Origin of the sequence: Lamprobacter sp., from assembly GCF_034860625.1 — a bacterium.
Lineage (GTDB): Bacteria > Pseudomonadota > Gammaproteobacteria > Chromatiales > Chromatiaceae > Lamprobacter.
Map to the genome: position 1 here is coordinate 1 of NZ_JAYESN010000120.1, position 11,602 is coordinate 11,602.

Annotated in this window: 9 protein-coding genes and 1 pseudogene; 1 reads left to right on the forward strand and 9 read right to left on the reverse strand. The window is 63.1% G+C overall.

The genetic code is table 11. The annotated features are described in order from the left end of the window. Positions 1 to 355 precede the first annotated feature (355 nt). The gene (locus VBE63_RS20595; protein WP_323684897.1) at positions 356 to 1,216 is read left to right on the forward strand and encodes an Hpt domain-containing protein; all 861 of its coding nucleotides are present in this window, start codon (positions 356 to 358) and stop codon (positions 1,214 to 1,216) included. Positions 1,217 to 1,268: 52 nt separating this feature from the next. Here the strand turns inward: VBE63_RS20595 and VBE63_RS20600 are convergent. From VBE63_RS20600 to VBE63_RS20640, 9 genes and pseudogenes are all read right to left on the reverse strand, one after another. After that, positions 1,269 to 1,514, reverse strand: a pseudogene (locus tag VBE63_RS20600) (type II toxin-antitoxin system YhaV family toxin); the annotation flags it as partial. A 35-nt stretch (positions 1,515 to 1,549) separates the two neighbouring features. Next, entirely contained in the window at positions 1,550 to 2,134 is a 585-nt protein-coding gene (locus VBE63_RS20605) for a Uma2 family endonuclease (RefSeq protein WP_323684898.1), read from the reverse strand. Between the two features lie 97 nt (positions 2,135 to 2,231). Continuing rightward, a complete protein-coding gene (locus tag VBE63_RS20610) occupies positions 2,232 to 2,591 on the reverse strand; it encodes a diguanylate cyclase domain-containing protein (protein WP_323684904.1) in 360 nt (119 codons plus the stop codon). Positions 2,592 to 2,618: 27 nt separating this feature from the next. Then, positions 2,619 to 6,095: a response regulator gene (locus tag VBE63_RS20615; RefSeq protein WP_323684899.1), complete on the reverse strand. Its 3,477-nt coding sequence runs from the start codon at positions 6,093 to 6,095 to the stop codon at positions 2,619 to 2,621. A gap of 150 nt (positions 6,096 to 6,245) precedes the next feature. Then, complete coding sequence (locus tag VBE63_RS20620; RefSeq protein ID WP_323684900.1) at positions 6,246 to 6,458, reverse strand: type II toxin-antitoxin system HicB family antitoxin; 213 nt, start codon at positions 6,456 to 6,458, stop codon at positions 6,246 to 6,248. A gap of 2 nt (positions 6,459 to 6,460) precedes the next feature. Beyond that, positions 6,461 to 6,835 carry a type II toxin-antitoxin system HicA family toxin gene (locus VBE63_RS20625; protein ID WP_323684901.1) on the reverse strand — a complete coding sequence of 125 codons (375 nt, stop codon included), beginning with the start codon at positions 6,833 to 6,835 and terminating at the stop codon, positions 6,461 to 6,463. Next, a complete protein-coding gene (ileS, locus tag VBE63_RS20630; protein WP_323684902.1) occupies positions 6,718 to 9,729 on the reverse strand; it encodes an isoleucine--tRNA ligase in 3,012 nt (1,003 codons plus the stop codon). The genes VBE63_RS20625 and ileS overlap by 118 nt, the downstream gene beginning before the upstream one ends. Before the next feature lie 166 nt (positions 9,730 to 9,895). Then, entirely contained in the window at positions 9,896 to 10,750 is an 855-nt protein-coding gene (locus VBE63_RS20635; protein ID WP_323684905.1) for a nucleotidyl transferase AbiEii/AbiGii toxin family protein, read from the reverse strand. Beyond that, positions 10,747 to 11,478, reverse strand: a complete 732-nt coding sequence (locus VBE63_RS20640; protein ID WP_323684903.1) for a hypothetical protein — start codon at positions 11,476 to 11,478, stop codon at positions 10,747 to 10,749. The genes VBE63_RS20635 and VBE63_RS20640 overlap by 4 nt, the downstream gene beginning before the upstream one ends. Between the last annotated feature and the right edge of the window lie 124 nt (positions 11,479 to 11,602).

Genomic DNA, 11,602 nt, shown 5'->3' on the forward strand with positions numbered 1-11,602 from the left:
CAAGGTGCGCGAGCTGCTCACCACCATGGCGCGTTGGATCAAGGTCGAGGAGAGAGTGACTAGAAGTGAGGGAAAGGAGAAGGAGAGAGTGATTAGAAGTGAGGAAAGAGTAGAAGAGCGCAGCAAGAGACAGGTAACAGCTGGAGCACAAGGCGCCCCGTCCTCACTCACTCCTCACTCCTCTCAACTCACCCCTGCCCCCTCCCCACTCACTCCTCACTCCTCTCCACTCACTCCTGACCCTTCCCCACTCACTCCTCACTCCTCTCAACTCACTCCTTCTTCATCGCTACCGGGCATCGACACTGCCGCCGGGCTAGCGATCGCCCAGCACAATCAGACGCTGTATCGCCGCTTGCTACGGCGCTTCCGCGACAGCGAGGCCAACTTTGCCGACGACTTCACCGCCGCGCTCGCGGCACGGGCAGAAGACGCCGAGGCGGCGACCCGCTGCGCGCATACGCTTAAGGGCGTAGCGGCAAACATCGGTGCCGAGGGCGTGCGGGAGGCGGCCGCTGCGCTCGAACAGGCCTGCGCCACTGGGCAGGATGCGGAGACGATTCAGACCATGCTCGAGCAAACGCTAGCGGTACTGGAGCCGGTGATCGCTGGACTGCCGGCGTTTGAGACGGCTGATGGCTCTGCCGCTTCTGCTGACTCTGCTGACTCTGCTGACTCTGCTGACTCTGCTGACTCTGCTGACTCTGTTGGCTCTGTTGGCTCTGTTGGCTCTGTTGGCTCTGTTGGCTCTGTTGGCTCTGTTGGCTCTTCCGACTCCGGCGCCGCTGCTGGCTCTTCCGCCTCTGCTCGCTTTGAGGCGCCTGCACCGACTTCGCCTGCTGCCAGTTCATCGGCACCCGCGCAACGATCGGCATCAGCATCAGCAACAGCCAGCGCAGCCACGACAACGACAGCGGCTGCGGCTGCGGCTGCGGCTGCGGCTGTGGCTGTGGCTGTGGCTGTGGCGAAACCGACCACGCCGACCGCCGTCGCCATCGATCGCTCCGCCATCAAAGCGCCACTCAACCGGCTACGAGGGCTTTTGGAGAGCGACGATATCCGCGCCCTCGAGGTGATCTCAGGGTTGCAAGAGCAACTCGCGGCGACACAACTTGCCGGTGCCTTCAAGCCGCTCGCCAAGGCCGCGGATGTTTACGACTTCGAGACGGCACTCAAGGCCCTCGATGAATTCGAGCGCCATCTAGACCAAGCCTGACCTTATGAGGAGGCTTGGCCGCTCAGTCCTGGGCGATGAATTCGAGCACCACCTAGACCGGACCTGACCCTCCTGATGACGACCAATCCGACTGGCTCGCGGCAACCAGGCTATCCCAGTCATCAGGCGGGTTCCCGCGTTCGAGCATCTTCTCGAATAGGGTGTAGGGATCTGACTTGCTCCCTGTTGCCCGCAACGTCCGCGCATCATTGACCCAGGCAAACACAATGATCTTGGCTCCGGAATCGTAGCGAAAGAACAGGCGGAACCGCCGACCGATCTTCGCGCGTCGCCAATAATGACCCCCTTCGACCCCGCCGATCAGGGTCGCTTTCAGTCATCGGGCTCCGTGTCGCCGAAGATCGCGCCGAGATCGATCTCGCCAGCTTCGAAAGGCGGGATGCGGACACGCTCTGGCCTGTCGCCCTCGGCATACTGCGCGGAAAAGATGACCCTATAGCGCCCATCGTCGAGTGCATAGGCGATCAGCGAGCGATCCTCGGGCGAGATGATCCAGTAGTACGGGACCGCGACGCGCTGCAGCAGCAACAGATGGTGAACCAGGTCTTTTCCCTCATGGCCGGGCGAGAGGATCTCGCAGACCCAGTCCGGTGCTAAGGTCATCACGCCGCTCGGGCGCGATGGAAGACGATCGCGTCGCCACCCGGCGAGATCATGACTGGGACATTGATGCTCGTTGTAGCGCACGCTGACCTCGGGGACGATCCACCAGCCGCGAGGACCGGACTGCCGCTTGAGCGGTGCGATTTCCTCAATGAGGCCAGACTGAGCCAAGCCATGCTCGAACCGCGCCATCGGGCGCTGAACGATCTCGCCATCGATCAGTTCGAGGCGCTCGTCCTCTGCCCAGGCTTGCATCAGGTCATCGATCGTTTGCCGGCGGATGGCTTCCATCATCAACTCCTCGTTGCTTGGTCAGATGCGGTATGAGACATCCGCGCGCGATTGTGAAGCGCGGACAGTTCGCGGACGCATTGTCGAACGCGGACCATGATCAGTCGCCGCCCACCCTCTGCATCGCTTCCTGCTCCACCCGGTTGCGCCCTTGATGCTTGGCACGGTATAGGGCTTGATCGGCACAGGCCAGTAATTGGCTCAGATCAGCCTTGGCATCGCCATCCTTGTGAGTCGCCACGCCGAGACTCAGGGTCACCACCTCGGCAATGCTGGAGCCTACATGAGGGATGGATAATGCTTCCACGCCCGCCCGCATCCGCTCGGCCAGATGGCGGGCGCCGTTGCGATCGGTTTCCGGCAGCAGGGCGACGAATTCCTCGCCACCATAGCGTGCCACTAGATCCAGGGGACGCTCAGCGCATGACGTCAGCGCCCGCCGCACGCTGTAAGATTGCAGCGACTCATCAGTCGTGCATGAGCAATTTCAGATCCCATTCGCATCATCCTTTGCAGGTGGGTCAACATCGGTTCGATCGGCTTGGTCGACTCGGTCTGCCCGCTGCTTGGCACGCAGCTCGCGCAGCAGCATCAATGCCGGTTCGTAATCGAAGTCGCCGATGTGCCGCTCCAACCGATGCAGCCGTTCACCGAAGGCCGCATTCAGCAGGGGCCTCGCGTCCTCAAATAGACGATTGGATTCGGTGTCGTCATTCGATAGCAGACACTCGAGCCGTTCGAGCTGATCAGCGAGCTGTTGCTGTTGGTCGTCGGCAACAGCCCCCGCGTCGACCCCGCAAGACCCCTGCTCAGGAGATCGATCCAGGGGCAGTCGCCGGACAGCGGCGCAAAAGGACTGCAGCGCCAACCCCAGTTGCTCGATCGGCGCCCGCAAGCGCTCCGGGTTGAGCCCCATGCGCGCGGCCTGCTCGATATCGGCCGCATGGTAACGAATCCGGTCGGCCGCCAAGGTGGCGGCAACCCCCTTCAGCGCATGCGCGAAGGGGGCGATAGCCTCCCAATCTCGCGTCTGCAAGTACTGACTCAAGCGCTCCGCATCCTGCCCGTGATCATCGACGAAGCGATGCAACAGCCGGCTGTAGTGGCGACGATCGCCGCGCAGCCGGCGCAGTCCATGCTCGACATTGAGGCCCGGCACCTCGGCCAGCATCCGTGCCACGGCGCCGGCAGAGGTATCATTCACCGCCAGCGGTTGCCGGGCCGCACTTGGCCATGATCTTGACCACCTACTTGGCCGCTCATTTGGCCGCACAGTTGACGAGGTGTCAGGCGAGGCACTGGGCGAGGCGTCTAGCGGCGCAGCCGAGTGGCCTTGGGGCAACCACTGCTGCAGGGTCGCGGCCAGCACATCGGGCTCGATCGGTTTGCCGATGTGGGCATTCATGCCGACCTCCAGTGCGCGCTGCCGATCCGCCTCGAACACATTCGCCGTCATCGCCACGATCGGCACCTGCTGACACCCGGGCAGGCGACGAATCTCCCGCGTCGCCGTTAAACCATCCATCACCGGCATCTGAATGTCCATCAGGATCAGATCAAACGTCTGTTCGCGCACCTGGGCAATCGCCTCGGCGCCATCCGCGGCGATGCTGACGCGATGCCCGAGCGCCTCGATCAGCTCGCGCGTGACCTCTTGGTTGATCGCATGATCCTCGACCACCAGGATGTGGCGGCTGAAGGAACCAACGATGGATTCGGCGCCGGATGTGGGCGGCGCATCCAACGGCGCCATGGTATCCCGCAGCGCCATCCTATCCGGCTGCTCCTTTGCAGTCGCTTGGCCTTGGCCTTGGGCTTGGGCTTGGGCTTTAGCCTGAGCCCGAGCCTGCAGCGCCGACTGCAAGGTGTCGCAGAGCTTGGAGGCGGTGACCGGCTTCGCTAACACCTGGGTGATCCCGGCGGTGGCGGCTCGATCCGCCGGCAGTTCATCACCAAAGGCGGTGACCAGGATGCACACCGGCGCCTGCCGCAGGGGCAGCGCCTGCAGGCTATGCGCGGTGTCAATGCCATCCATCTCCGGCATGCGCCAGTCGACCAGGACGAGATCAAACGGCTGCCCCAGCCGGTCCGCCTTCAGCGCCGCACTCAGCCCGAGCGCGCCACTCGCCACCGCCTCCGCCCGCACCTGGAACGACTCCAGCATCTGCAGCAAGATCTCGCGATGCGCGGGGTCATCATCGATCACCAGCATGCGACGCTCACGCAGGCGCTCCAACAGAGACCCGACGGGCTCCATGGAGGCTGCAGGTCGAAACGGGATCTCGACGGTAAAACAACTGCCCTGACCAGGCTCGCTGCGCACCCGGATACGTCCGCCCATCAGCTCGCAGAGTCGCTTGCTGATCGCCAGCCCCAGACCGGTGCCGCCATAGCGTCGCGTGGTACTGGCATCGGCCTGCTCAAAGGCCTGGAACAACCGCGCGCGCTGTTCCTCGGTCATGCCAATGCCGGTGTCACAGACCTCGAAGCCGAGCCGCAACGCGTTCTCTGCGATCGGCGCGGCGTCCGCGATTGGCAAGGTCTCTGCGGTTGACGCGGCGTCCGCTATTGGCAGGGTCTCTTCGGTTGACGTGGCTTCCGAGATTGGCAGAGTCTCTGCGGTTGAAGTGGCATCCGAGATTGGCAGAGTCACGGCGGTTGACGTGGTTTCTGACGTTGGCGAGGTCTCCGCCGTTGGCCGGGTGCGCGCCGGAAGCTGATCCCCAGCGAGCAGGAAGCCTTGAATCGAGACCTCGCCCTCCTCGGTGAACTTGGCCGCATTGCTGAGCAGATTCAGCATGATCTGCCCAAACCGGGTACTGTCGCCGCGCACCCGCAACGGCAGATGATCAAGATCGATGCGCAGCCCCAGGCCTTTGTTGATCAAGGTCGGCGTCACCAGGGCGCAAACGTGATCGATGATCCGCGCCGGCTCGAAGTCGTCCTCCTGGAGCTGGATCTTATCGGCCTCGATCTTCGACAGATCCAGCACATCGTTGATGATATGCAACAGATGCTGTGCCGAGGCCGAGAGCTTCTCGAGCTGCTGCGACTGCCGTGGGGTGAGCGGATCACGGCGCATCAGATGGGCATAGCCGATGATCGCGTTCATCGGCGTGCGGATCTCATGGCTCATGTTGGAGAGGAACGCCGACTTGGCGCGGTTGGCACTCTCGGCGGCGGTCTTGGCGGCCTCCAGATCCATGGTGCGCGAGGCGACCAACTCCTCGAGATGCAAGCGGTATTCGTCCAGCTCGCGCTCCCGGCGCTTGCGCTCGGTGATGTCCTGCCAGACGCCCGAGATCAGCTGACGACCGTTGTGCTCGACCAAGCGGAAGGTCAGGTTGACGGCCTTGAGCGACCCATCCTTGTGCCGCATCCGCGTCTCGAAACCAAGGATCTCACCGGCGAGGATGGCGCGGATATTGTCGGCGATAGTGGCGGGATCATGATCGGCCTCGAAATCGCGCACCGCAAACCCGGTAAACTCGGCGCGGCTGTAGCCCAATCCATGGCAAGCGGCATCGTTGAATTCGAGGATGCGCCCGGTCTCCGGCTCCGCCAGCACGATGGCATCGGTGGTCTGCCCGAACATGGTTTCCAGCAGCGACTCGCGCTCACGCAGGCGCTGTTCCGCCGCAGCCTGCTGGGTGATATCACGCACCGCCACCACATGGCGCCCGGAAGCGGCCAATGCGCCAAAGCGGGCCTCGAAAAGACGCGGCCCCGAGGGCATCGGCAGCTGGTACTGAAACGCGATCCAGCGCTCTCCTTGCTGCGCGCGGCGGAGGGCGTCGGCAAAGGCTGAACCGATCTCCGCCGGCAGCACCGATTGCGGTGTCTTGCCCAGAAAAACCTCTGGTGGCACGAACAGCTCACCGGTCTCGGCCTGATAGAAGTCGACGATGGTGCCGTCGGCCTCGAGCACGAAGATCAAATCAGCCGGTGCCGTGCGTTCTGTCATTGTTGTTCTTTTCCCGCCGGATCATGCGGCGACCCGTATCAACGACCAGGATCAACGACACTGGGTCACCTGAAAGCGCATTCGCGCGTGGATTTTTTAGCGTCTGCTGATTTGCCAAATCATGCGCCGTTTGCCTTGGGTGATAAAGGCTCAGGCGGCAATGTCGATATAGTCGACTTGGCTCTGTGGCGATGGGACTGTCAATCCATCTTCGCGCAATCCCTCAATATGCAACAAGATCGCTTCGCGGATGCGGCTTTCGACCTCGGGGACGCTCTCTCCGGTGGCGATACAGCCCGGCAAGTCAGGAACATAGGCCGAAAAATTACCCTTGGCTTTCTCAATCACGATGGCATACCGCATAGCTATTTCCAACCTGCTTGCTTGAAGACGCTGTTCTGAGTTCCGGCCGCTAACTCGTCGCTCGGTTTACCGGAAACCGTGACCCGGCCAGGTTTCGACGGATGCTTGAACTGGCGATGGCTGCCTCTCGTGGTCGCGAGATACCAGCCCTCAGCCTTGAGTCTGGACAAAACCTCTGAGACTTTCATGGGCAAATCGGGTCGATCTTCTGGCGCCGCATTGCGCTGGATGATTCGTGATTCGGTTCTTGAGCTGCTGTTTATGCAAAGCGCCGCACCTCCCCATCGCCGTCGATATTCTCCACGCAACGACCGCAGAGTTCGGGATGAGCGGCGTGCGTGCTGACGTCGGCGCGGTGATGCCAGCAGCGCACGCATTTCGGATGGTCACTGGCACGGATGCGCACCGCCAGCCCCTCGACGTCGGTGTCGATCGCGTCCTCGGGCCGCTCGCCCAATGCATGCACCAGGGCATCGGAGGTGATGAGCACGAAGCGCAGCTCGTCGCCGAGGCGGCTGAGCAGCGCTTGCAACTCCGCTGAGCAGTAGAGATCGATCTCAGCATCGAGCGCGGCGCGGATCTGGCCTTGGGTGCGCGCCGCCTCGAGCTGGCGACCGATGGCGGTGCGCACCGCCAGCACCTGGCTCCAGAAGGCGCGATCAAAGGGATCAGCAGCGTCGAGCGCAAATAGCCCTTGGTACCAGGTCGCGGTGAAGATGGTCTCGTCGCGCTCGCCGGGCAGATGACGCCAGATCTCCTCGGCGGTGAAACTCAAGATCGGCGCCAGCCAGCGGCTCATGGCCTCGACGATGTGGTACATCGCGCTCTGGCAGGAGCGCCGCGGCAGGCTGTTGGCGCCGGTGGTGTACTGGCGGTCCTTGATCACATCCAGGTAGAACCCGCCCATGTCGACCACGCAGAAGTTGTGCAAGCGGTGGTAGATCAGATGGAACTGATAGTCCTGATAGGCTTGAGTGAACTCCTGCTGCAACTGCAGCGCCCGATCCACCGCCCAGCGATCGAGCTCGATCATCTCGGCGGCTGGGACCAGATCCCTGGCCGGGTCGAAGCCATTGAGGTTCGAGAGCAGGAAGCGCGCGGTGTTGCGGATGCGCCGATAGGCATCGGCGGTGCGCTTGAGGATCTCATCGGAGACGCGCATCTCGCCGCGATAGTCAGCGGCGGCGACCCAGAGCCGGATGATGTCCGCGCCCAGGGTCTTCATCACCTCCTGCGGGCGCACCACGTTGCCCTTCGATTTGGACATCTTCTCGCCCTTCTCATCCACCGTGAAGCCGTGGGTGAGCACCGCGCGATAGGGCGCCTGGTCGTGCATCGCCACCGAGGTCAGCAGCGAGGATTGGAACCAGCCGCGGTGTTGATCGGAGCCTTCGAGGTAGAGGTCAGCCGGGCGGCGCAGACCGGCCCATTCGACGGCTGGCTCGCTCCCGGTTTCAGCCGCGCCGCGATCGAGCACGCAGGCGTGCGTGACGCCAGAGTCGAACCAGACATCGAGTGTGTCCTGGACCTTTTCATAGCGCCCGCCCTCGGCATCGCCCAAGAGTTCTTCGGGCCTGAGTTCGAACCAGGCGTCGATGCCCTTGACCTCGATGCGTTGGGCCACCTGCTCGATCAGCTCGGACGTGCGCGGATGCAGCTCGCCGCTCTCCTTATCGACCAACAACGTGATCGGCACGCCCCAGGTGCGCTGGCGCGAGATGCACCAATCCGGGCGGTTACGCACCATGCCGTCGATGCGCGACTGGCCCCAGTCTGGCATCCAGCGCACCTGGCCGATCTCGCGCAGCGCCGCCTCGCGCAGACCGGCCTGCTCCATGCTGATGAACCACTGCGGGGTGGCGCGGAAGATGATCGGCGTCTTGTGCCGCCAGCAATGCGGATAGCTGTGACTGAAGCGCTGCTCGCGCACCAGCGCCTGATTGTCCTTTAAGGTCTCGACCACCTGCTCATTGGCGTCGAAGACGTTCTCGCCGGCGAACAGCGGCGTGCCGTCGAGGAAGCGTCCGTTGCCGCCGACCGGATTATCGACCGGCAGATCGTAGCGGCGACCGACGATGTAGTCCTCCAGGCCATGACCGGGCGCGGTGTGCACGGCACCGGTGCCGGCCTCAAGCGTGACATGCTCGCCGAGGATGATCGGCACTTGGCGCTCGTAGAACGGGTGCGCGAGCATCAGACCCTCGAAGGCATCGCCACGACCATAGGCGATGACCCGATAATGCTCGATGTCCCAGCGCAGCATGGTGTCCTTGAGCAGCCCCTCGGCGACCAGCAGCCGCTCGGCGCCGTTCGGCCCGTCCTCGGCCACCTGCACCAGCGCGTACTCAAGTTCGGGGTTCAGCGCCACGGCCTGATTGGCCGGCAGGGTCCAGGGCGTGGTGGTCCAGATCACGACCGACATCGGGCCGGTGCCATTCCCGGTGACCGCTCCGATTGCACCCCCCGTCCGCGCTCCACGAGCAAGATCGGCGACGGCATCAGCAGCGCTCGCAATGGAATCACCAGCAACATCCTGAGTAGCGCCCGCGTTGGAATGGCTAGCGCCTTCGGGAACCCGATGGCAACGCGCCAGCAGCGCCTCGGGATCAACCACCGCAAAGCGCACATCGATCGCGGTCGAGTCCTTATCGGCATATTCGACCTCGGCCTCGGCCAGTGCCGAGCCGCAGTCAATGCACCAATGCACCGGCTTGGAGCCCTTCTGCAGGTGCCCCTTGGCGATGATGCGCCCGAGCGCGCGGACGATGTCGGCCTCGAAGCGCGGCGCCATGGTCAGATAGGGATGCGCCCAGTCGCCGAGCACCCCCAGGCGCTGGAAATCCGCGCGCTGCCCATCGACCTGCTTGCCGGCATAGTCACGGCAGGCATGACGGAACTGGGTGGCGCTGATCTTCTGCCCCGGCTTGCCCTTCTTGCGCTCCACCTGCAACTCGATCGGCAGACCGTGGCAGTCCCAGCCCGGCACATAGGGCGCGTCCAGGCCATCAAGGGTGCGCGACTTGACGATGATGTCCTTCAACACCTTATTGACCGCATGGCCGATATGGATCTCGCCATTCGCGTAGGGCGGACCATCGTGCAGGATGAAGGTCTCGCCGCGCGCACGCGCCTCGGCCCGCGCCGCGCGCACCAGCGCATAGACGTCGATCGCCTGCCAATGCTTGAGCATCTCCGGCTCGCGCTGGGCCAGGTTGGCCTTCATCGGGAAGCCGGTCTTCGGCAGATTAAGGGTATGTTTGTAGTCGGTCACTGCTTGAAAAACCCGTTGTACGCGCGGGTGCAGGCAAACAGCACCCGATTTGAATCAGTTGAGTGAGAGACTACCAGACTCGCCTCACTCTGGCGCTCGATGCGCGAGGCTCACGGCTCATGGCTCATGGCTCATGGCTCATGGCTCATGGCTCATGGCTCATGGCTCATGGCGCCTCGGGAAAAAGCTTGCTGACTTTGCTGGCAAAGAACCGCTCGCTCCAGAGCCCCAGGCTAGCCTGATCCGGCACGCTGACAAAAGGAGCCACATCACGCGCCGCTTGTGGCCAGTCGATCTCAGCAATGCGCGCCATCAAGGCCGCTTTCAGCCATTGCGGATCAACGCGCGGAGGCTGCTGCACCCAGGGGCCGCCTTGGGCCAAGGCCGCCTCCAGATGCGGCAGATTCGGGGCAACTCGGCCCGCGACATACCAGGCAAAATCAAACCAATCCCTGCCCTTTACATGAGGCTGGCACAGCAATGCGTGCAGCTTGAGCGCGAAGTTGCTCGGTAAATCCTGAGCGCAGACCTCGAAGTCCAGCGGGAAATCCAGGTACTGAAAGTCGAAGCCAGATCCTGCCGGCGGTCGGGTATCCATCTCCAACTTCACGCGCAGCTTCTTGCCGGAGCCTCCCCGGTAAAAAGAGAGATCCAGTTGGCGGCCGAGGGAATCGTCCTTGATCATGGCCTCCCTTACGGCTCGAGTCATCGCGCTACGGTCGCGCAGCTCACAGCGGATGCCGAAATCGGCCAGCACATCGGCCATGGTGGCGAGATAGGGCTCCCAGCGAAAGTCAGGGGCTGGCGTTCGCGAGATGAAATCCAGATCCTCCGAAAAGCGCCTGAGACCGTGCAGGATGCGCAAGGCCGTGCCTCCCTGAAAGGCCGCCTGCTCGAAGAAGCCCGCCCGCCAGAGTCCGTAGAGCGCAACCTCCTGCAGGATCTCCCGCAACGCCTGCTGCTCGCGCTGCGCATCCGTGGCGGCATAGGACTGCAAGCGCTCACGCAGCAGGTCGATCACCGACAACCACCCTGGCTGAGCACCCGTCCATCACCTGCTTCCCCTGACAGTAGACAGCTGCTGAGACCATCGATGACCTGCTGCATCCGCCGATGCCGATAGACGCAGCGCAGTGCTTGCAGCCGCTCGACCTCTAATGAGCCCAATGGCTCCAGATCGATCCGCGCCCCGCCGAGCCATGCGCGCGCGCTGCTCCAGTCCCAGCGATGCAGACAGAAGAGATCAAGCAGCGCCCGCAGCGGTTGAGCAACCAGTGCGGCTTGCCCTTGAAGCACGACGCGGTCCACAGCCTCCAGCATGAATCCCTTGATCAACGGCAGTGGGGCAAATTGGAACAGGCCGGCTTCATCGATCTGGTACTGACGGCTGCGCCGATCCGGAGTGACCGCCAGTATCAGCGTCACCGCCTCCGGAATCCAGCCATGAAAGGCCAGCGCCGACTCGAAAGAGACATAGGCACCAGGCACCAAGCCTTGCACCAACACAAACGGATGCACGCCGCTACCGGGATGAGCGCCGCCGCCAGGATACGAGCCGCCGCTAGCAACCCGACTCGCGAGACGATAGCGGCCACGCCGCAGGCGCAGCAATTCACCCCGGTGCAAAGCACGATTAACCAGATTGTAGCGACGTTGCGCACTGCCCCCGAGCAGGCGCGCGAGCTGTGCCTCGGTCAATGTTCGCTGTTGCAAGCCGGCGCTCAGGATGGTTTTGGTCAGTGTCTCCATTCATGCACGATACTTTCATTTTATGAAAGGATCAAACATGACTTGGACAGCATCACAGCCCGCCTACGCCATGAACGACCTTCAGTGGATACGCCGCCAGTCGGCCTGAATCAGATTACGCGCA